This is a genomic window from Vibrio maerlii, assembly GCF_003415655.1.
In the GTDB taxonomy this organism is placed as follows: domain Bacteria; phylum Pseudomonadota; class Gammaproteobacteria; order Enterobacterales; family Vibrionaceae; genus Vibrio; species Vibrio maerlii.
Genome location: NZ_QRHC01000008.1, coordinates 1 through 20,475, shown reverse-complemented (window position 1 = coordinate 20,475; position 20,475 = coordinate 1). Strand labels below are relative to the sequence as shown.

Genomic DNA, 20,475 nt, shown 5'->3' with positions numbered 1-20,475 from the left:
CCTGTCTTGGATGTTCTGTATCTTACCGACGTGAGAGTATACAATACCCGCTCTATAATAAGCATCGAGCGATAGAATGAAAGCCAATATTCTAGATTTGCGCCGAGAACGTTGTCCCATGGCACTCTTGTTGGCTAAACGAGAGAGTAAGAGCCTAAAAACTGGCTCTAAATTAAGCATTTACGTTCAAGATGCAGCATCGTTACAAGATATGCTGCGCTATTTCCAACAGCAAGCCTTAAATGTTGAACTTCATTCTGAGCCAGAGTTCTCCATTATCTCTCTTTCACATAAGGAATAGTACGACATGTTAACTATGATCAGTCGTTGGTATAAACGACGTTTTTCTGATCCACATGCCGTTAGCCTAGTTGCAATACTGCTATTTGGTTTTATTACCATTTACTTCTTCGGACACCTGATTGCACCACTTCTTGTTGCGATTGTTCTCGCTTACTTATTGGAATGGCCGGTGGCTCAATTGCGTAAAGTGGGTGTCCCTCGAACTATCGCGGTGATGGTGGTTCTCATCGTCTTTATCAGCCTGTCCTTGATTGCGATATTCGGCCTGGTGCCGACTATTTGGAATCAGATTGGTAACCTGATCAACGATATTCCAAGCATGTATATTGAGCTTCAGGAGTTTATCCAAACTATCCCTGAGCGCTATCCAGAGCTGGCAAACCTACAGATTGTTGAGTCGGTGCTTGATAATGCAAAGGATAAAGTGGTTGGTTTAGGTGAGAGCGTAGTTAAAGGCTCACTCGCATCACTGGTCAGCATCGCAGCGCTAGGTGTTTACTTAATCCTTGTGCCACTTCTGGTTTTCTTCTTGCTGAAAGATAAGTCGGAAATGATGGACATGATGAGTGGGATATTGCCTCAAAATCGTCGCCTTGCTACCAAGGTATGGCAAGAGATGAACGAGCAAATTTCAAATTACATCCGTGGTAAGGTGCTTGAAATTCTGATTGTTGGTGGTGTGAGTTACATTACTTTCGCTATCTTAGACTTACGTTATTCAGTGCTTCTTGCTGTGTGTGTTGGTCTGTCAGTATTGATTCCTTACATTGGTGCGGCAGCGGTTACCGTGCCTGTTGCCATTGTTGGTTTGTTCCAATGGGGTTTAGATACACAGTTTTACTCACTGCTGATTGCCTACGGCATTATTCAGGCACTCGATGGTAATGTATTAGTGCCAATCCTGTTCTCAGAAGCGGTGAACCTGCACCCAGTGGCAATTATTGTCGCCGTATTGGTGTTTGGTGGTTTGTGGGGATTCTGGGGGGTGTTCTTTGCTATACCGCTCGCAACCTTAGTAAAAGCTGTTTGGAAAGCCCTACCAAGTACCGAAGAACACGTAGTACAAGAATGATAAAAAAACCGCACTTAGGTGCGGTTTTTTAATGCCTGTTGAAGCCAGATATCTGTTGAATCTCAGAATTAAGCTTGCGCAGCGTTCAAGTAATCCAGAACCACCTCATGGTGTGTTTTGGTCTTGAACTTATTGAATACGTGTTCAATCACACCTTCTTCGTTGATAAGGAAACTGATGCGGTGCAGGCCGTCATATACTTTACCCATGAACTTCTTCTCGCCCCAAACACCGAACTGCTCAGCGACTGCGTGGTCTTCGTCAGACAATAGAGTGAAGTTTAGTGAGTCACGTTCGATGAATTTACCTAGGCGCTTAACTGGATCGATGCTAACACCTAAAACCACAACATTGTGAGCGTCTAGTTCTGCTTTTACGTCACGTAGGCCTTGTGCTTGAACCGTACAGCCCGGGGTCATCGCTTTAGGGTAGAAATAAAACAGAACCTTTTTACCTTTGAATTGATCAAGGCTAACGGTGGTGCCATCTTGGTCTAGAAGAGAAAATGCTGGAGCAGGAGAGCCTGCAGTTAGCGTATTCATGTAGTTTCCTTTTTAAATGATTGCTGATATCGCGGTGTCTACGCACCGTTTTTAATAAAGTTAAGCGAACCGGTTACACCCTGTTGTTGGCATAACTGCTCAAATTCTTCTTGAAGCTGCATTAGGTTACAGTTGGCATCAACAAGCGCAGTCATTGAAATATGGAACTGGTCTTGCGAGGTATGTACCTTTGAGCCTTTGATGGTTTGAGCGCTCAGAGACGACAAGCCTATGTTGCGATCTGCAAAGAACTCAGTGAACTGCTCGGTTAGGCCAATTCGGTCATCTGATTCGATAAACGCTTCAAGTGTGTAGCTGTTATCGAGTTCTTCGTGAGGAGATGTACGTTTCATCATGGTGATGAGTTCATGCTCTTGACCAAGCAACGGCAGCATGGTTTCGACGCGAGTGATATTCGCGTTACTGCCCGAAACGAGCATGATGAGAGTAAATTCATTGCCAAAGAGAGCAATGCGGCTGTCTACGATATTACAGCCTGCTTGAGTAGCGAGATGGACGACTTGGTTGCAAATACCAGGCCGGTCCGTACCGACAGCGGTCACGACAAGATGTTGCATTTTTTAGTGCTTCTTTTTGATTATTATCTTTGCATGTTAGCACACTTAACTGTACTCATCATGCGCAGCTTTGTTGCGATTTTGTACATCATTTAAGGCAAACTATTTTGTTGCTCCTCAATTCAACATTTTGTGACGTGTAAACTTGTTTAATCCCTTGTGTTGCCTAGCTTGCTTACGGTAGCATGCAGAGAGAATCAATTTAGGGAGATAGACATGTTTTCAGGAAGTATCGTTGCATTAGTTACACCATTTAATCAGGACGGTGAAGTGGATTACGACAGCTTGAAAAAGCTGGTGGATTTCCATGTTGAAGCGGGTACTGATGGTATCGTCGCAGTAGGTACTACTGGCGAGTCTGCAACTCTGACTGTTGAAGAGCATGTAAAGGTAGTGACGAAGGTTGTTGAATTTGCGGATGGTCGTTTACCCGTTATCGCTGGTACAGGTGCAAATGCAACTCATGAATCCGTTACCTTTAGCCGTTTGCTAAACAACTCTGGTATCGCAGCATGCTTGAGCGTAACTCCTTACTACAATAAGCCAACGCAAGAAGGCTTGTACCAACACTATAAAGCGATCGCTGAAGTAAGTGACGTACCACAGATCCTATACAATGTACCGGGTCGTACGGCTGTTGACCTACTTCCAGAGACGGTTGCTCGTCTTTCTAAGATCGACAACATCATTGCATTGAAAGATGCGACGGGCGATTTAGACAGAATTGCAATTCACCGTGAACTTTGTGGCGAAGATTTCGTCCTATTAAGTGGTGATGACGCAACGGGTCTAGATTTTGTTCGTCTAGGCGGTCAAGGGGTGATTTCTGTAACGAATAACGTTGCTGCTGCGGACATGGCGAAAATGTTTCGTCTAGCGAAAGAAGGCAACTTTGAAGAAGCAGAGCAAATCAACCAGCGTCTAATGTCTTTACACAAAAACCTGTTTGTTGAATCTAGCCCTATTCCAGTTAAGTGGGCAGTACACAAAATGGGCTTGATTGCGAACGGTGAGCTACGTCTGCCACTGACTGAGCTGTCAGAAGGTGCTCGCCCAATTGTTGCTCAAGCAATGGCGGAAGCTTGCGTATATTAATCTTAGTATCTAGCAAGTAGCGAAGACGCATAACGTAATTTGAATGAAGCCGACTTAGTCGGCTTTTCTAGGAGTATCAATGAAGGTTTCTCACCAGCTAGTGATCAGTTCACTAGCTGTTCTCGTTTTAACAGCATGTTCTGGTTCGGCTGCACAGCGTCGTCAGGCAAAAGATGATTTCAAATATCTGGAGACCCCAGAGTTCTCTGAATGGCAACTTGCTGCGGATGCGACTCCCCAGTTTTACCCAAACTACGAAATTCCTCAGGGAGATTTCAAGGGTGAGATTGGCCGAGGTGTTGATATTCGTCCACCACAACAAATCCTTGAGTTGATCCCGGGTGCGCGTGTCGAAGAAGAAAACAGCGAAATCACATTGTGGATGATTCAAGAAAAAGAAGCAGATAACGTGTGGGAAACGGCGAAAGGAATCTTAACTGAAAATGGCGTTGCCCTGCGTAAGAATACCGACGATCTTATCGAAACAGATTGGATGATTTGGACATCGGAAGATGAAGATGTAGAGCTAGGCAGTCGCCACGAAGTATCTCGCTTCCAAGCGAACAATCGCTACGGTTTTAAGGTTCGCCTGATTGAGTGGCGTGAAGCGGGCGAAGTGAAAGAAGTTTCGCGTGTAAACAAAGAGCGTTACAACACACTGATGACCAACTTTGTTGCTGCTCGCTACGATACTATTCAACGTGAAGAAGCTGCACGTAAGGCTCAACAGCTAGTGAAGCAGATCCCAATCAGCATGGGTTCTGACCGCAGTGGTTTCCCTGTGATTATTGCACGTACGCCATATAACATTTTCTGGCAGCGAGTGCCTTCCTTGCTACCGACGATTGGTTTCACTTTAGAAGAGCGAAATCAGTCACAAGGTACCATCAAAGCGAAATTTGCCGCTCCGAGTGACGAATTCTGGAATGAGATCGGTGTGAAACCACTTAACCTGACTGGAGGTACTTACACCTTCCTACTAGGTGACTTGGGTAACCGTACATCAATTAACGTGACGGACTCAACCGGTAAGCCTGTTGAAGAACAGTTGCTACAAGACCTAGTACCAGTGCTGGCAGCGGTCATTGAGCAAGGTAATAAAGCTGAGTAATTCGTTCAGCTGAATAAGATCAAGAAAGGAGCCATTAGGCTCCTTTTTCTTTGTCTGAGGCATCTGCGTGATGCTTTTTGTCTAGCTCATTGAGCCTATCGAGATCCGACTCGGTTTTACTTGGCTTATCAAACTTCATATTCGCGGTGTATTTGAGTGCAGCGATATTGCCCACAATTACACTGACGACGATGGCTGATATGACCCAAGGATTAAACAACCACTCAATCATAATCACTCCTACACATTAGCTGAATGGCCCTAAGAAACGTTAACCACAAAACGATTATAGAGGCTTTCTAATTGAGAAAGTATTACTGAGCGCCCACTTATTTCTTTTGCTCTTTCCAGTTCTTTCGCTAAGACAGATAATGATAGTTGTGTCATTGCGATGGTCGCAGTCTGTTTATGGCTCAGGTGCCAAGGTTCAACCGCTACTCCTCCTCGATCCTGGTCATAGGGGAAGTAGAAACCATGCATCGGCGCCGCTTCTCTTAACCATGTGTAGAACTCTGCCTGATGACCGGTTAGGTATTCCCATGGCTCCAGTTGCAAAGTCGTGTTGTCTGGCAGTCGGTCTCGTGCATAGAGATCAAAGTCTGTACCCCAATGATGACGACTCGCTCCAGGTAAAGCAGACCAACGCATAATAGCTAAAACCTTGTCTTCGTCTGTTAGCGTATCTGGATCAACAGGTTTGCCTTGGTTATCGAGTATGGGTCTTTCACCATCGTATTTGGCATTCCAGATAGCGGCTTGGCGTGAAAATTCACGAAAGCCGCTTGCGATACATAAATCAAACCCTGCCTGAGTTGCAGATTTCTTCAGAGATAGGAGGTCTTGCGTTACATCTTGATGAACAAAAAATGACTTTTGACCAACCACAACCTCTTTTAAGTGGGTCGTGAACTTTCCCGTAAGCTGCTCAGGCGACATCATCATGCCAATAGGTTCTCAAGCGTCTTCTGGTACATGTCAGTGAGCTTTTCTAGGTCAGCGACTTTCACACACTCGTTAACCTTGTGAATGGTGGCGTTCACAGGGCCGAGTTCAACAACCTGGCCACCCATACGAGCGATGAAACGACCGTCAGATGTGCCCCCCGTAGTTAGTAATGCTGGCTTGGTATTGTTTACGGCATCTACCGCATCAACAACTGCATCTAGCAGTGCTCCTGTATCGGTTAGGAACGGGTCGCCATTGAATGTCCATTTTAGGTCATAGTCGAGTTCGTGTTTATCGAGTGTAGCGGTAACGCGGTCAACGATGATCTCATTAGTCAGTTCGGTACTGAAACGCAGGTTAAACTGAACATTGAATTCACCAGGAATCACATTTGATGCACCGGTACCGGCATGAACATTCGGGATCTGGAAACTGGTTGGTGGAAAATAATCATTTCCTTTGTCCCATTCTGTGGTTGCCAGCTCGTGAATGGCCATCAGAGATTGATGAACTGGGTTACTCGCAAGGTGCGGGTAAGCCACGTGACCTTGAATCCCCTTCACTGTTAAATCACCAGTGATAGAACCACGGCGGCCATTCTTAACCACATCACCAACGATATCTGTACTTGAGGGTTCACCGACGATACACATATCGATATTTTCCCCGCGAGCCATGAGAGTTTCGACTACGCGCACCGTACCGTTGATGAATGGACCTTCTTCATCAGATGTAATTAAGAAACCGATAGAGCCTTTATGGTCTGGGTGTTCGGCAATGAACTGTTCAACCGCAACAATCATACTCGCTAGAGAGCCTTTCATGTCTGCAGCGCCACGACCATGAAGCATGCCATCGATGATGGTTGGTTCAAATGGCGGTGTGTCCCAAAGCTCTACTTTGCCGGCAGGAACTACGTCAGTATGCCCTGCAAACGCAAATAACGGTGCTTGTGTGCCTCTGCGTGCCCAGAAGTTAGTGGTATCTTCAAATACCATGACTTCTATTTCAAAGCCTAGAGCTTTAAGGCGGTCAATCATCACCTCTTGGCAACCTGCATCGACAGGGGTCACTGATTGGCGGCTAATTAAATCTTTTGCAAGAGCCAGAGTGGGGGTGTCTGTCATCCTTGAAATCCTACTTACTAATTAAAAATCTTACTGTATTGTTCGGCTTTGAAGCCTAGGTGAAGTTCACCATCAATATCGAGAACTGGGCGTTTAACCATTGCTGGGTTAGCGACTAATAGCTCAATAGCGTTTGCTTCATTTAAGCCGTCTTTTTGCTCTTGAGTCAACTGGCGGTAGGTCGTACCACGTTTATTAAGCACATTTTCCCAACCTAAAGCGTTGCAGAACTTAGTAACTAGCTCAGTATCAATACCTTGCTTACGGTAGTCGTGAAAGTCGTATTGTTTTGATTCTGCTTCTAGCCATTTCTTGGCTTTTTTAATGGTGTCGCAATTCGGGATGCCATACATGGTGATGGTCATAATAAATATCCATATCGATTGGGGAAATAAAAGTGGAAACAGCTTACCGTCACACGGTGTAGACCTCAACCCGAGCAAGGAGTTGAGTGGTTAATTGCTGCATGAGTGGACGATTGAACGCCGATTAAAAGTAGATTTGTAACAATATTTATTGTCACGACAAAACAATCGATTTGGTGATGGGCTATTTAAACCTTATATATGCGCTCCTTTTTTTACTGCCAGAGTGCGAAACATGAACCAGCTTATCGATGCGCTTACGACCCAAGGTTACTACATTTGGGATGATTTCTTTTCAGCAGAGCAGGTGGCAGCGTTAAGGGATTGTATTCCTGAAGATTGGAAAAAGGCAAGGATTGGCCGTAATGATGAAGTCACGCGAGAGTCGGCAATTCGCAGCGATAAAATTCAATGGCTGAAGCGTGACATGGGTGAGCCGGTCGCGGAGTTTCTCGATAAGATGGAAGAGCTTCGTTTAGCAGCAAACCGAGCATTCTTCTTGGGTTTGTTCGAATACGAGGCGCATTTTGCTAAGTATGAGAAAGGGGACTTTTATCAGAAGCACCTGGATTGCTTCCAAGGCTATGAGAACCGCCGTCTAACGACCGTTTTCTATATGAATGAAGAGTGGTCTGAAGAAGATGCGGGTGAGCTTGTGGTCTATGACCTAGATGATAATCAGCTTGCGAAGTTGCCACCAAAATCGGGTCGATTGTTCGTCTTTTTTTCTGAGCAGTTTCCACACGAGGTGTTACCGACTAATGCTAAGCGCTTCAGTATTGCAGGATGGTTCCGTGTTAATGGTGTTACGGGAAACAAGCTCGATATAGCAAATTAATCGAATGACTTATTACCTGTGATGGCTTCGTGCTCGTGAACGATTGGTAACGTTATATTCGACATCGCTGCAAATAGGTTAAAAGTAAGCTACACAACAAATACCATTGATTTACATGAATATGGCGCATTTTGTTCGAAGATCAAAAAAATTGGTGTAAATTTACTTCATTGGCTTACTTATTGATCAGCCTCAACATCCCTGATAGCAAAACAGAAATAATGTGACAAGCACAGTATAAGGAGGTATCAATGGAATTGAGTCCTGTGTTTGCACGTCGACTGTATTTGGCTTTACTCGTAGAGAGCATAGAACGACCGAATGTGCCGAAGTTAATCGAAAAAACAGGTTGGCCACGCCGAACGATTCAAGATGTTCTGAAAGCATTACCAGGAATCGGCATTGAGCTGATGTTTGTTCAAGATGGTCGTCGCCACAATGACGGATACTATAAGTTATCTGACTGGGGGCCGTTTGACAGCCGCTGGGTGATGGATAAACAAAACGAGATTGAATCAGGTTTAGGCGTCTAGCGCTAGACCTTATGTGTGTAAAAGCCCCTAGAAAACGTCTGTTCCTAGGGGCTTTCTCTATCTACAAAGCGACTCTTAATCTGTCAAGGTTACAGGTTTATTCGCAGTAGTAGGCACTACCAAAAACAGTGACCGAGGTTTGGAAGTCGTTATTCGGTAGTGTAAATATTGTATTAGCTCCAAGCTCATGGGCTTGGTTCTTAACCGCGTTAACCGCTCCTTGGGTCAGGAGGTCATTGCTGTAGAACCAATAGGAATACCAGTGTCCTTCACTGCCTATGACCTCGCCCTTCCACTCACACTGATCTGCTCGAAATCCCATATCCATTCGAATCTGAACGTTCTTGGCGTTGTTGTTAAGGATGTTATCCGGTGTAACGCACCCTGATAGTAGTAATAGGGTTACGGCCGGGATTAGTTTTCTCATCATTGTGCTTCTTCCTTGAGCCAAATATCTATACGAAAAAGTAGGCAGCAAAACCAACCCAGCTCGCGACTAGCAAAACCCATGGCAGCATATTACTCGCTTTATTTTCTTCATTGTTTGCTGGGATTTGCGGTTGGTCATTTGCTTCACGTTCTACCGATTGCACTGCTTTTAGTCTAGACGCTTTTTTCTTGGCTTTATCTGCTTCACGGCTCTTTTGCTTTTGCTGCTTTTTGTACAGTGCAATGCCTTTTTCGACCCCTTGTGCAATTAGCTTGGTTTGTTCTTTGGTTTGCCCCGGTTTTTGAGTTGCTTTGGCGATTTTCATCGCTTCTTGTTGGGTTTCTTGAGAAGGTACGACGTTTTTTTTCATGGGGCGGGTTACCATAGGTCAAAGTAAAAAATTACTGTTACAAGATATACTTATCTGGAGGTAACAGCAATAAATGAGAACCTAAGATGAAACGAGTGTTGTTGGCAAGTTTGGTGTTATCTGTGCCTATATTTCTCTATTTGAGGGGGGAAGCACCCTTACCTGAGATGAATGTTGAGGAAATGCCAACTCATAGTGAATGGATGGAGGAGATTCAAGGAAAGCTAAAGCAAAACCCCAATGAGGCAGAGTTATGGTTTCAATTGGGTCATGGTTATCTCAATGAGCAAGATTTTAACTCTGCGGTGACTTGTTTTGATTATGCTATTCGCTTGAGCGAAAAACCGTCAGCGAATCAACTCGCGGCGAAGGCGAGTGCACTTTATTACGTGCGTTCGCAGCAAATGACAGATGATGTTCAAGCTCTGTTGAATCAGGCTTTAGAGCTCGATAAGTCAAATATCACTGCGCTAACCCTGATTGCCAATGATCATTTTATTAGTTTTCGCTACCAGCAGGCGATTGATGTCTGGACGCAACTTCTGGATTCACAACAGGCGGACCTGGATAGAGTCGCTATTATTCAATCCCTTAACCAAGCCAAGCTGTTGAGTCAACAACCCAAGTAGCATCAATTATATAGTTCAGTTCGCGATAACTTGTATTTGGGTAGATTGATTAATTCAGAAGATTGAAAAAACAAAGCCAGCGAATCTGCTGGCTTTGTTGTTGAGTGCTTGATGCCTAGTCCTTGATGAAAACTAGTAAGTGGCTTCGCGTTTCTCGGCTTCCGCTTCCCATTGTGGGATAACTGTTTCTAGGAAGTGCTTCTTATCTGCATTCATCGTATCCATGTCCATACCCAGAGCTTGCTGTGCTTTTAGCTTGGTAGAGATATCTGGTAGTTCAACAGGGTCTGTAATGCCTTTCTTCGCCAGTAGGCGAACTAGCTTAGTACGAGCATCGGCTGCTTTATCCACCGCGGTACCAAGTACTTCAAGTGCTACTTCTGGTGCATGCATGTGCACGCCGTGAGAAGCGATGGCATAGTCCCAGCGCCATTGAGCGTGACGGATATCTTGCAGGATATCTTTCATCTCTTCCTCTGTTGCGCCTGCCTTCCAAGCTTCACCTGCTTCGAAGTGAGCGGCAACGATTTGCTTCTCAGCGGTCAGCTTCATGTTCAGCACTTGAGCTTTGCGAGTTGATACGATTTCACGCATTTGCTCTTTAGATTGGGTGTGACAGTTTGCACAAGTGTCTTCAAAGCGGTCAAATGGGTTACCCACTTTATGGTCGGTGTAAACCGTGCCGTCTTCTTTTGTCACTTTAGGCATATGACAGTCAACACACGCTACCTTGTTCTTGCCGTGAATACCTTCACGCCATGTTTCGTAGCCAGGGTGCTGTGCTTTTAGCATTGGTGCTTTCGATACCTTGTGAGTCCAGTCTTTAAAGCCCAGTGCATCGTAATAGCGTTCCATCTCCTCTACGCTAGTACCCATATCCCATGGGAATTTCACCGCGTTCTTCTCTGACTTCACAAAGTAATATTCGACATGACACTGACCACAAACCGATGCTTGTTGGTCAAGGCGAGATTGCTCTTCAAATGGTTTGTTTATGGCTTGGAATGCGCGCTCTACATAGGGTTTTGCCAATGCTAATGCAGGCTCACCGTTCTTGAACTCATCGCTGCGCGTATCATGACAGTCAGCACAACCAATTGGGTTGGCAATTTGATTCCCTAAGCGAGCCCATTTGCCATCAAAGTAGCCATCTTCCCCACGTTCTTCAATGACACGACCGACATCAGGGCTCTTACAGCTCCAACAAGCTATTGGCATAGGGCCTGAGCTTTCATCCTGAGGTGCGCCTGTACGCAGTGTTTGGCGAACGTCATCAACTGCATAAAAGTGCCCACGAGCCTTATTATAGTCTTTGGCAAAACCATATCCCGCCCACAGAATCACCATGTTTGGATCTTCTGCTAGTGCGTCTTCGATGTGTTCGCTCTCTGAGGTTGCTCTCCAAGAATGGTATTGGTCTGGGTGTTGCTCCTCGTATGCATCGTTGCGAGGATCAATTAAGCCTTTTTCTTCAGGTGCTGCAAAGACCGAGGCACTCATTAATGAGCTTGCCACGATCGCTAAAGTAGCAGCGGACTTTGGTATCCAGTGCAGTTTGTTCACAGTGTTATCTCCATTATTCTGTTCTTTTTCACGCAGCGTTGTGAAGGCAAATGAATCCAAAGTAAGAATTGGAGTAACTGAAATAAATTTTAATAAAATGAAACAAATCTAAAAATAGTGACATCACTATTGATTGTTTTAGATCAATTTAACCTAGTGATGTAGATCATATACATGTTTAACTACCTCTTTAGGGTTATTAATGCTATGTGTTGTATCTAAATAAAAACCATTATCATCAATAACTTAGCAAGGTTCAGTGTTATAAATTAGGGTGATATAGATCTCGATTTCATAGCATGGCGTTGGGCATATAGCTATATATGGGCAACAATTAACCTTGTAAGCGTTGTGGCTTTATCCAAATTAAGAATTGATATCTTTCGGCGTGCTGAATGGCGTCGTCTGGTTTTAATTGTTTTCAGATTCCGATCATTAGTGGTTGTCGGGACTGAAATAAGGAAAGGATAAAATGGGCAATATTAAATTGACCATAGTCATAATGCTGAAGTCCCTGCTTGCATTTTGTCTCTATGGTTACTCCCTACATGCCGTTGCGAATGAGGTGGTTGCGACTGAAGCTGCCAATTCATCTGCACGCCATGAAGTCGAGCTTATCCGTGACAAGGATTATAAGTGTATCCAGTGTCACAAGGATTCACAGCAAACCATCCACCAAACTCATACCGTCGAGAAGTTAGAAGAAGTAGGTAACCCCCTCAACTGTACAACGTGTCATGGCAACATTGGTCCAGATCACCGTGAAGGCGCACCGGTTGTCACTAAATACGCTCCTATGCAATCGCAACAAGGTACGCAGAAGGTTCATGTTTCCCAAGCTGAAATTCTCGATGCAAATGGGCAGTGTATGAACTGTCATACCTCTGAGAATTTGCAACAAGTGAACTGGACGCATGATGTGCACGCCCAGAACCTGACTTGTTCAAATTGTCACGACGTTCATGCTGTTAAGCAAGCAAAAGTGCTGAGCTTTGATCGAAAAGAGAAGATCAAAATGTGCGTGGACTGCCACTCGGATTTCAATCAGTTGAAGATGAAGGAGGAGCAATAGTATGAGTTATTCTAGACGAAACTTTTTAGCTGGTTCCGGGGCGGTGATTTTCACTACAGGTGTTGCTGCAACCTCAGTTTTTAATAGCCGTCAATCGGTATCCGAAGACGATACGACGCCGAATGTTCGCTACGGCATGGTGCATGATGAGACGGCTTGTATCGGCTGTACTGCATGTACCGATGCATGCCGTGAGGTAAATAAGGTGCCAGAAGGTGTCTCCCGTTTAGAGATCGTTCGTAGCGAGCCTCAGGGTGAGTTCCCTAATGTTGATTACCGTTTTACCCGTAACTCTTGTCAGCACTGTGAGAATCCACCTTGCGTGTATGTATGCCCAACGGGAGCAGCATATAAAGATGAAAAGACCGGCATTATTGATGTGCACAAAGACAAGTGTGTAGGTTGTGGTTATTGCTTGGCGGCGTGTCCTTACCAAGTACGATTTTTCCATCCAGTGGATAAATCTGCCGATAAATGTAATTTCTGTCGTGATACCAACTTAGCGCAAGGGAAGCAGCCTGCTTGCGTTGAATCTTGCCCGACCAAGGCGCTTATTTTTGGTGACCTCAACGATAAAGGCAGCGAAATCAATCAAGTGTTGAGCAATAAGCCAGTGTATCGTGATAAGTCGCATCTTGGCACTAAACCTAAGTTGTTTAAGGTTCCGCATCAAAAAGGGGAGATCTCATAATGAATGGATTTGAAAGTGCATTCCACTTCGACTCTTTGGTGTGGGATTGGATAATTGCGATTTATCTATTTTTAGCAGGTATGTCTGCAGGTGCCGTGATGATCGGCATTTATCTTAAACGCAAAGTGATTGAGGGCGATCCAGCAGACAATGGCATCCTCAAGGCGGTAGCTTGGCTAGCGCCGTTTGGCATTATTTCTGGTTTGACTATCTTAATATTCCACCTGACCAAGCCATTGGCGTTTTGGAAGATCATGATCTTCTATAACCCGAGTTCAGTAATGTCCATGGGGGTTATCTTATTCCAGGTATACATGATTGTTTTGTTCATCTGGATTGGCGTGATATTCCGAGATACGATCATCGACTTTGCTCAGGGTAAGCTGCCTCAAGGTCTGGTTGATTTTGTTGATGGTGTGCTGGAGAAAGCTAATAAAGTTAATAATGGCACCGAGATTGCCCTTGGGGTTATGGCGGTGATGTTGGCTGCTTATACTGGTTTCTTATTATCGGCGTTGAAGACCTACCCAATGCTAAACAATCCGGTATTGCCGATTCTATTCTTGTTCTCAAGCCTTTCATCTGGCGCAGCAGCCTGTCTGTTGTTTGGCATCTTAGTCTTTAAAGAATCTGCTCACAGTCCAAGTGTTAGTTGGGTACACGGTTTTGAACGCCCAGTTGTATTGTTCGAGCTGTTTGTCTTGATTACTTTCTTTACTGGTCTGATTTTCAGTGGAGGTCAGAATGAAGTTGCGGCTTGGAACGCTATTGGTGGCGGTTTTTGGTCAAACTGGTTCTGGTTCGGGGTAATTTTGGTTGGCATGATCTTGCCGTTGGTACTGAACGCTGTGACGCCAAAAGAAGTGAAGCATAATGGTGGCTTTATCTTTGTAGTAACAACATTGAGTTTGGTGGGTGTTTTGATGCTGCGTACCTTCATCCTGTATGCGGGACAGATGACGGTTGTTTAAAGTCATTGGAGATGTTTAGTTTACTTGGCGAGTTGGGCCACTTCTTGTTGATATGGATAGCGGTGACGTGTTCAGTTGCCGCCGTTCACTATGGCTGGAGGAAAGCTACTCGCCAATCCCGTGATGATTTCTTGAAACTGACCATAACCAATAGTGTTGCAGCAATATTGTGTTTAGTGTTACTTGCGGCTTTGTTTGTTTATGACCAGTTCCAATTTTCCTATATTGCTAGCCATTCGAATCAAGACTTGCCCTTATTCTTTAAGATCGCTGCCGTATGGGGTGGGCATGAAGGTTCAATGCTGTTTTGGGTATTCACCCTTGCGGTATGGAGCGGTGTGATTGCTCTGTTCTCTCGCTATACCAATGTGGGTCGAGACTACATCAATGATGTGCTGTGGGTCATGGCTGGCCTGACCGGTGCATTTGCTTGGTTTACCTTGTTCGCCTCTAATCCGTACCTCTACTCTGAGCAGCTTGTCACTCAGGGGCGCGACCTTAACCCTATGCTTCAGGATGTGGGCCTTATCTTTCATCCACCTCTGCTTTATCTCGGCTACATCGGTTTCTCGACAGTATTGGCATTTGCTCTTGCTGCTTTGATGCAAAAGGAGATTAAACCAGATTGGGAGAAAGCCTGCCTTCCATGGGCTTACTCGGCTTGGGCGTTTCTCACTATAGGTATTTTGGTTGGCTCTTGGTGGGCATACAACGAACTTGGCTGGGGCGGCTGGTGGTTTTGGGACCCAGTAGAAAATGCCTCGTTACTTCCTTGGCTTACCGGTACAGCGTTATTGCATGCCCTAATTTCTAAACGACGCAACCAACAGCTGGTAGTGTGGTGTTTCGCTCTCGCACTAGTGACCTTTAGCTTAAGTATCTTAGGCACTTTTATTGTTCGCTCGGGTGTACTGACCTCTGTGCATGCGTTCGCTGTTGATCCAAGCAAAGGCATCGCACTGCTACTGATTCTTGCTGTGGTATTGGGCAGTTCATTCATTCTACTTTTGAGCCGAAGTGAGCAGTTAGTTAGTCAGCCTATTACTTCCTTGCTCAGCCGCAGTTACTTGTCACTATTGGCCGTCGGTATTTTAGTCGTGGCGACCTTTACTGTGTTTCTTGGCACTTTTTATCCAATGGTGCATGAGCTATTAGGAATGGGGAGTGTCTCTGTTGGTGCGCCGTATTTTAATACCTTGTTCTTGCCGCTATCGCTTATCGGTTTAATAGCGATAGGTATTGTTCCTTGGTTGAAGTGGCAGAAGGGAGTAAATCGCAAATGGGTTGAGATACTGGTAAGTGCTGTTATTTCAATGGTTGTAGGAGGCGCAGTTTATCTCCTTCAGGTCGAATACTGGCAACTTGAAGTCCTGATAGTTTGGTGTTTGAGTGTGTGGGTGATATTTGGGCATGCTTGGTTAGCAGTTCGCACTAGGTGCTTCTCTCCCATGGTGACGGCTCACGTGGCAATAGCTGTGTGTGTCACTGCGACTATGATGAACAGTCATCACTCTTTTGAACTGAGTAAGAAGTTTGTCCCGAATGAAATCGTTGAGCTAGGCGATTGGCAAGCCGAATATCTGTCTACCGATTGGATAATTGGTAAAAACTACACGGCAGAGCGAGCACTTATTCGATTCACCCACCAAGATGGTCAATCGTTCACCTCTAAGCCAGAAAAACGCTATTATCCGGTTCGAGTGATGAATATGAGTGAGCCGTCGATTACAACCTTTTGGCATGGTGATTACTATGTCACCCTTGCGGGTAAAGTCGATACCCACGCCTATGCCGTGAAGATTCAATATAAAGCCTACATCCCTTGGATTTGGCTGAGTGGATTATTATTGGCTTTTGCGGGCATGCAGGCGCTGTGGATGAATCGAGGTTTTCAATCTAAACACAGTCGAACGAGAATCGAACTCAGTTCAAAGCTACAAAGAATGAGAGAGTATGGCACTAACTAAAACACATAAGATAGCGATGTTTGTACTCGCTTTAGTCTCATTTATTCTCTTTCTGGTCGTGGGTTTACAGAGTAATCAGTTGGGTCTTCAAGCAGAGCCGACGGTGCGAGACTTCCCTAACGCTGAAGTTGAACTATTAACTGAGCAGCGAGTAGCATCAAATACGCTTTTTGATGCACCTTATCAGTTGGTGAACGTTTGGGCGTCTTGGTGTGGTTATTGTAAAGCAGAGCACCCATTTCTTAATCAACTTGCTGAGAATGGTATCGCGATAGTTGGGCTGAACTACCGTGACTCGAGAGGTGCGGCATCTCGTTATCTAGGCAGCGCAGGTAACCCTTATACATCGGTTATCTTTGACTCTAGCGGACTTTTTTCTATCGACTTAGGTGTGGTTGGAACACCAGAAACCTACGTAGTGACAAGAGAAGGACAGATTGCCTATAAGTATTCTGGCGCATTGACTGGTGAAGTGTGGCAACGCCACTTCGTTTCCTTTTTTGAGCAGGAGCTTGTCGATGATCAATAGGTTTCGACTACTTCATTCTATTGTGCTTCTTTTTGTTGCTGTTAGCTTTTCACTGGCTACTCAAGCCAATGACGAGTTTTTTGCACCTGCCACGACGGAGCAAGTGGTTGATGTTGAGCTGTTTGAATTTGATTCCCCTCAGCAACAGCAGCGTGCGATTGCTCTTGCCAAAACACTGCGTTGCCCACAGTGCCAGAATCAAAACTTGGTGGAATCAAACTCACCTATCGCCAAAGACTTGCGCTTGATTGTGTTCCAACAAATCAAACAGGGAGCGAGCGATGAACAGGTAAAAGAGTACATGGTGGCTCGATTTGGCGAGTTTGTTTTGTATAAGCCTACCTTCAATGGAAAAAACCTCGTTTTGTGGGGGCTACCAATCTTGATTCTTGTGGTATTCTTCGCACTATCTTTTCGTTCCATTCAGCGAAAACGCTAGTACTTTTTACTTTTTACTTTTTACTTTTTACTTTTTACTTTTTACCTATTACCTATTACCTATTACCTATTACCTATTACCTATTACCCGTCACTTATGCGTTACTCCATTGAATCCTATGATAAATACGGCTATTTAAAGCCGACTCGCTGGCTGTGGGCCGGGTGGTTCTTTTTGGCTCGCGCTTGGATTGTATTTGTTGTGGCTGGAGCAAGTAGAGAATCGGGTAGTAAGATCTTGGAATTCGTGTACCCGGATCAGCAGCTGTTATATGTGGGTCTCGCAACATCAATCCCGACGGTTATACTGATGTGGATAATCAGTTTGCGTAATGGTGAACGTCGTTGGATAGATAAGCTTATTACTTGGGCAAAGCCAATTACCTTGCTGGTGGTTGCTGCCCAATTGTTACAGACCATTCATCATATTCAGATTGACCGTGGAGCCTTTAGTTGGCCGAATGCGATTACCTTAGTATTACTTGCGTGGTTTGCACTGTTTGTTGGTCGCAGCCACCGAGTTAAAACCTGCTTTACTGCACCTAAAATTGACTAATTCCTATATAAAACTTGGACATTTTGCGCTACCTTGTTGCGATAATCATTGTTAAAACATGGAAGCATTATGACTCAAGCACAAACTGCTATTTTACCTGAGGCTGGTCCATTCGCTCTTTACGTTCAACTAAAGTTGAAAAGTAATCCAGCTCAAGTACTTGAAGCACTTCAAGCGTTACCATCATTAGTGTCTGAACTTAATGAGACTCAGCCCGAAGCAAACCTAACGTCTTCTATCGCATTCGCTCACCAATTTTGGTCGACGCTGAATCAAGAAATGCCATCAGAGCTTATTCCATTTGCACCACTGGGTAGTGGTGATGTTACTGCGCCAGCATCTGACGTTGATGTCTTGATTCACCTGCACTCTAATCGTCACGATCTTCACTTCTACGTGCTGCGTAAATTGTTTGCTGACATCGAACAAGACGTTGAAATAGTCGATGAAACTTACGGCTATCGTTATCTAGATTCTCGTGACATGACAATGTTTGTTGATGGCACTGAGAACCCTAAGAATGAGCAGCGTGCAGAAGTGGCTCTCATCCCTGAAGGGGAGTTCGCGGGGGGTAGTTATGTGATGGTTCAGCGTTTTGTGCATAACCTTCCAGCTTGGAATCGCTTAGGCGTGTCTGCACAAGAAAAAGTAGTAGGTCGTACTAAGCCTGATTCTATTGAGTTGGATGATGTGCCTGCTGCTTCACACGTGGGTCGTGTTGACATTAAAGAAGAAGGAAAGGGACTAAAGATTGTTCGTCATAGCCTACCTTATGGTTCTGTCACCGGCGACCACGGTCTACTGTTTATTGCTTACTGTAATACTCTGCACAACCATAAGACGATGCTAGAAAGCATGTACGGTGAGACAGATGGTAAGACAGACCAGCTCCTGCGTTTCACTCAAGCTGTAACGGGCGCCTACTTCTTCGCGCCATCGACAGCGCAACTTGCAGAACTAAAAGTCGCTTAAGCTGAGAATCTACAATAGAGCAATTCTGTTTGCTCAAACTTTTACTAAGAAACAAAAGCGGCATTTGCCGCTTTTGTTTTATTTCTCGAACAACTCTAACCTCTAAAGTTGTCTAATGGTCTGCCGATAACCCATTTGTATCTTCAACCTTTTCATGCAGGCAGCACTAATCATGTCTATTACTGTTAATACCAATGTTTCAGCGATGATCGCACAGAGAAATCTGAGTTCTGCGACCGATATGCTGAACCAATCGCTGGAGCGCCTTGCTTCTGGTAAGCGTATTAATAGCGCCAAAGACGATGCGGCAGGTCTACAAATTTCAAATCGTATTGAATCTCAGATGCGTGGCATAGATGTCGCGGTTCGTAATGCTAATGATGGAATCTCTATCATGCAGACTGCAGAAGGAGCGATGAAGGAAACCACCAATATCTTGCAGCGCATGCGAGATCTCTCATTGCAATCTTCAAATGGCTCAAATAGCCAAGCCGAGCGAGTTGCGTTGCAAGAAGAGATGACTGCACTAAATGATGAGTTGAATCGCATTGCCGAAACCACCTCGTTTGGTGGACGTAAGCTCCTCAATGGGTCGTTCGGCTCTACTGCATTTCAAATTGGTGGAAGCTCAGGCGAGGCGGTTCAAGTAGAACTTAAAGATATGCGCTCTGACAATATTGCCATGGGTGGCTTTAGCTATATGGCTGCGGCAAAAGCGGACAGTAGTTGGCAAGTCTCAGCCGGTAATCAAGACTTGGTGATGCAATACACTAATGCTCAGGGGCAATCTGAAACCATTCAGATTGACGCCAAGGCCGGTGATGATATCGAACAGCTTGCTACCTATATCAATGGTCAAACCGATAAGGTCTCAGCGTCAGTGAACGAAGAGGGTCAGCTCCAGATCTTTATGGCTGGCGAGGAGACATCTGGAACCATCAGCCTTTCGGGCAATCTAGCGAATCAATTGCAGCTTGGCCTTATGGGTTACGAAGCGGTTGATAATCTGAATATTACGGATGTTGGTGGTGCGCAGCGTGCCGTCTCTGTGATTGATACTGCTCTAAAGTATGTTGATAGCCACCGTGCTGAGCTCGGGGCTAAACAGAATCGCTTTAGCCATGCAATCAATAACCTAGATAATATCAACGAGAACCTCGCTGCGTCGAATAGTCGAATTGTTGATACCGACTATGCAAAAGAAACCAGTCAAATGGTGAAGCAACAGATTTTGCAGCAAGTCAGTACAACCATTCTCGCGCAAGCGAAGCAAGCACCAAATCTTGCTCTTACTCTACTGAACTGATAGACGGAATTGTTCCATCCATTAGTTCGCATTGCTTTCGGCAGATTTTCTATTTCTTTAGTTAAAACTCACCCATTTGTAGGCAAAGTGTCGCCTTTATCACGTATTTTCCTACATTTTGATTTATTTGAAAAAAACTTAAATATTTCCTAAAGGTTCCAATTTTCTTGCCGCTATAACTTTTGTCCTTGAGAGAATCAGAACTTTGAGAGAACTACTTGGTTTTCCGAGACGTCGGAAGCCGGATACAACGGAAAATCAATTGGAGAAATCACCATGGCAGTGAATGTAAATACTAACGTATCAGCGATGACCGCTCAGCGTTACCTAAACCAAGCAAACAGCGCACAACAGACTTCAATGGAACGTCTAGCGTCAGGTAGCAAAATCAACAGCGCGAAAGACGACGCAGCGGGTCTACAGATTTCGAACCGCTTGAACGTGCAAAGCCGCGGTCTTGATGTAGCGGTAC

At 44.9% G+C, this 20,475-nt stretch carries 26 protein-coding genes; 17 read left to right on the top strand and 9 right to left on the bottom strand.

Annotated elements, in window-relative coordinates:
* The first annotated feature begins 76 nt into the window (after positions 1-76).
* Both DPF91_RS14605 and DPF91_RS14600 read left to right on the top strand, forming a co-directional pair.
* A complete protein-coding gene (locus DPF91_RS14605; RefSeq protein WP_117235174.1) occupies positions 77-301 on the top strand; it encodes a sulfurtransferase TusA family protein in 225 nt (74 codons plus the stop codon).
* Between the two features lie 6 nt (positions 302-307).
* Complete coding sequence (locus DPF91_RS14600; protein ID WP_117235173.1) at positions 308-1,375, top strand: AI-2E family transporter; 1,068 nt, start codon at positions 308-310, stop codon at positions 1,373-1,375.
* A gap of 68 nt (positions 1,376-1,443) precedes the next feature.
* Here the strand turns inward: DPF91_RS14600 and bcp are convergent, their stop codons facing one another.
* Both bcp and DPF91_RS14590 read right to left on the bottom strand, forming a co-directional pair.
* Entirely contained in the window at positions 1,444-1,917 is a 474-nt protein-coding gene (gene bcp, locus DPF91_RS14595) for a thioredoxin-dependent thiol peroxidase (RefSeq protein ID WP_117235172.1), read from the bottom strand.
* A 38-nt stretch (positions 1,918-1,955) separates the two neighbouring features.
* Entirely contained in the window at positions 1,956-2,495 is a 540-nt protein-coding gene (locus tag DPF91_RS14590; protein WP_117235171.1) for a glycine cleavage system transcriptional repressor, read from the bottom strand.
* 216 nt (positions 2,496-2,711) lie between these two features.
* On the opposite strand from DPF91_RS14590, the gene dapA reads away from it, so the two are divergent.
* Positions 2,712-3,590, top strand: coding sequence for a 4-hydroxy-tetrahydrodipicolinate synthase (gene dapA / locus DPF91_RS14585; RefSeq protein ID WP_117235170.1), 879 nt, complete (start codon positions 2,712-2,714; stop codon positions 3,588-3,590).
* Positions 3,591-3,669: 79 nt separating this feature from the next.
* Complete coding sequence (bamC, locus tag DPF91_RS14580; protein ID WP_117235169.1) at positions 3,670-4,701, top strand: outer membrane protein assembly factor BamC; 1,032 nt, start codon at positions 3,670-3,672, stop codon at positions 4,699-4,701.
* 34 nt (positions 4,702-4,735) lie between these two features.
* On the opposite strand, the gene DPF91_RS14575 is transcribed toward bamC, so the two are convergent.
* The 4 genes from DPF91_RS14575 to DPF91_RS14560 are packed head-to-tail and all read right to left on the bottom strand — an operon-like array spanning position 4,736 to position 7,138.
* A complete protein-coding gene (locus tag DPF91_RS14575; RefSeq protein ID WP_117235168.1) occupies positions 4,736-4,933 on the bottom strand; it encodes a DUF2897 family protein in 198 nt (65 codons plus the stop codon).
* 29 nt (positions 4,934-4,962) lie between these two features.
* Complete coding sequence (locus tag DPF91_RS14570) at positions 4,963-5,637, bottom strand: M15 family metallopeptidase (protein WP_117235347.1); 675 nt, start codon at positions 5,635-5,637, stop codon at positions 4,963-4,965.
* 2 nt (positions 5,638-5,639) lie between these two features.
* Positions 5,640-6,773 carry a succinyl-diaminopimelate desuccinylase gene (gene dapE, locus DPF91_RS14565; RefSeq protein WP_117235167.1) on the bottom strand — a complete coding sequence of 378 codons (1,134 nt, stop codon included), beginning with the start codon at positions 6,771-6,773 and terminating at the stop codon, positions 5,640-5,642.
* Positions 6,774-6,790: 17 nt separating this feature from the next.
* Positions 6,791-7,138: an ArsC family reductase gene (locus tag DPF91_RS14560; protein WP_117235166.1), complete on the bottom strand. Its 348-nt coding sequence runs from the start codon at positions 7,136-7,138 to the stop codon at positions 6,791-6,793.
* A 235-nt stretch (positions 7,139-7,373) separates the two neighbouring features.
* On the opposite strand from DPF91_RS14560, the gene DPF91_RS14555 reads away from it, so the two are divergent.
* Both DPF91_RS14555 and DPF91_RS14550 read left to right on the top strand, forming a co-directional pair.
* Positions 7,374-7,976 carry a 2OG-Fe(II) oxygenase gene (locus tag DPF91_RS14555; protein ID WP_117235165.1) on the top strand — a complete coding sequence of 201 codons (603 nt, stop codon included), beginning with the start codon at positions 7,374-7,376 and terminating at the stop codon, positions 7,974-7,976.
* A 251-nt stretch (positions 7,977-8,227) separates the two neighbouring features.
* Positions 8,228-8,509 carry a winged helix-turn-helix domain-containing protein gene (locus DPF91_RS14550; protein WP_117235164.1) on the top strand — a complete coding sequence of 94 codons (282 nt, stop codon included), beginning with the start codon at positions 8,228-8,230 and terminating at the stop codon, positions 8,507-8,509.
* 97 nt (positions 8,510-8,606) lie between these two features.
* Here the strand turns inward: DPF91_RS14550 and DPF91_RS14545 are convergent, their stop codons facing one another.
* Together DPF91_RS14545 and DPF91_RS14540 are read right to left on the bottom strand one after the other, a co-directional pair.
* Positions 8,607-8,939, bottom strand: coding sequence for a DUF4156 domain-containing protein (locus DPF91_RS14545; protein ID WP_117235163.1), 333 nt, complete (start codon positions 8,937-8,939; stop codon positions 8,607-8,609).
* 25 nt (positions 8,940-8,964) lie between these two features.
* The gene (locus DPF91_RS14540; RefSeq protein ID WP_117235162.1) at positions 8,965-9,309 is read right to left on the bottom strand and encodes a DUF2956 domain-containing protein; all 345 of its coding nucleotides are present in this window, start codon (positions 9,307-9,309) and stop codon (positions 8,965-8,967) included.
* Between the two features lie 86 nt (positions 9,310-9,395).
* On the opposite strand from DPF91_RS14540, the gene DPF91_RS14535 reads away from it, so the two are divergent.
* Positions 9,396-9,938: a TPR domain-containing protein gene (locus DPF91_RS14535; RefSeq protein ID WP_117235161.1), complete on the top strand. Its 543-nt coding sequence runs from the start codon at positions 9,396-9,398 to the stop codon at positions 9,936-9,938.
* A gap of 132 nt (positions 9,939-10,070) precedes the next feature.
* On the opposite strand, the gene nrfA is transcribed toward DPF91_RS14535, so the two are convergent.
* A complete protein-coding gene (gene nrfA / locus DPF91_RS14530; RefSeq protein ID WP_420855607.1) occupies positions 10,071-11,438 on the bottom strand; it encodes an ammonia-forming nitrite reductase cytochrome c552 subunit in 1,368 nt (455 codons plus the stop codon).
* A gap of 535 nt (positions 11,439-11,973) precedes the next feature.
* On the opposite strand from nrfA, the gene nrfB reads away from it, so the two are divergent.
* The 10 genes from nrfB to DPF91_RS14470 all read left to right on the top strand — a co-directional run.
* Complete coding sequence (gene nrfB / locus DPF91_RS14520) at positions 11,974-12,573, top strand: cytochrome c nitrite reductase pentaheme subunit (RefSeq protein ID WP_117235159.1); 600 nt, start codon at positions 11,974-11,976, stop codon at positions 12,571-12,573.
* A gap of 1 nt (position 12,574) precedes the next feature.
* Entirely contained in the window at positions 12,575-13,264 is a 690-nt protein-coding gene (nrfC, locus tag DPF91_RS14515; RefSeq protein ID WP_117235158.1) for a cytochrome c nitrite reductase Fe-S protein, read from the top strand.
* Complete coding sequence (gene nrfD, locus DPF91_RS14510) at positions 13,264-14,235, top strand: cytochrome c nitrite reductase subunit NrfD (protein WP_117235157.1); 972 nt, start codon at positions 13,264-13,266, stop codon at positions 14,233-14,235. The genes nrfC and nrfD overlap by 1 nt, the downstream gene beginning before the upstream one ends.
* An 11-nt stretch (positions 14,236-14,246) precedes the next feature.
* A complete protein-coding gene (locus DPF91_RS14505) occupies positions 14,247-16,202 on the top strand; it encodes a heme lyase CcmF/NrfE family subunit (protein WP_117235156.1) in 1,956 nt (651 codons plus the stop codon).
* Positions 16,189-16,731 carry a DsbE family thiol:disulfide interchange protein gene (locus DPF91_RS14500; protein ID WP_117235155.1) on the top strand — a complete coding sequence of 181 codons (543 nt, stop codon included), beginning with the start codon at positions 16,189-16,191 and terminating at the stop codon, positions 16,729-16,731. The genes DPF91_RS14505 and DPF91_RS14500 overlap by 14 nt, the downstream gene beginning before the upstream one ends.
* Entirely contained in the window at positions 16,721-17,170 is a 450-nt protein-coding gene (locus DPF91_RS14495; protein WP_117235154.1) for a cytochrome c-type biogenesis protein, read from the top strand. Before DPF91_RS14500 ends, DPF91_RS14495 begins: the two co-directional genes overlap by 11 nt.
* Before the next feature lie 96 nt (positions 17,171-17,266).
* Positions 17,267-17,725: a DUF2919 domain-containing protein gene (locus DPF91_RS14485; protein ID WP_117235152.1), complete on the top strand. Its 459-nt coding sequence runs from the start codon at positions 17,267-17,269 to the stop codon at positions 17,723-17,725.
* Between the two features lie 69 nt (positions 17,726-17,794).
* Positions 17,795-18,697, top strand: a complete 903-nt coding sequence (locus tag DPF91_RS14480) for a Dyp-type peroxidase (protein ID WP_117235151.1) — start codon at positions 17,795-17,797, stop codon at positions 18,695-18,697.
* Between the two features lie 172 nt (positions 18,698-18,869).
* Positions 18,870-20,003 (top strand): flagellin, encoded by a 1,134-nt coding sequence (locus tag DPF91_RS14475; RefSeq protein WP_117235345.1) that lies wholly within the window; start codon positions 18,870-18,872, stop codon positions 20,001-20,003.
* A gap of 276 nt (positions 20,004-20,279) precedes the next feature.
* On the top strand, positions 20,280-20,475 hold a 196-nt coding region (locus DPF91_RS14470), incomplete at its 3' end, for a flagellin N-terminal helical domain-containing protein (RefSeq protein ID WP_476756191.1).